A 255-nucleotide genomic window follows, 5' to 3' on the forward strand; every position below is an offset into this window, starting at 1 on the left:
TAAGGGTTCCAGGGTCAAGTTCATCTTCCCTGGGTTAGTCGGGGCCTAAGGCGAGGCCGACAGGCGTAGTCGATGGATAACGGGTTGATATTCCCGTACCGGTGAAGGACCGTCAAAGACTGAAGCTACTGATACTAACGCGGTGTGACTGTCGCCTGGCCTTCGGGTTGGGTGTGTGGTTGTGCTTCGGACCTGAGGTGGTGTGTAGGTGAGCGTGTGGTGTGACGCAGGAAGGTAGCCGGGCCGCGCGGTGGT

At 58.8% G+C, this 255-nt stretch carries 1 rRNA gene; it reads left to right on the forward strand.

Features of this window, described 5'->3' with window-relative positions:
* Positions 1-255, forward strand: a 23S ribosomal RNA gene (locus tag NQ038_RS15275); the annotation flags it as partial.

The sequence above is a fragment of the Brevibacterium sp. 50QC2O2 genome (genome assembly GCF_024580675.1).
Lineage (GTDB): Bacteria > Actinomycetota > Actinomycetes > Actinomycetales > Brevibacteriaceae > Brevibacterium > Brevibacterium moorei.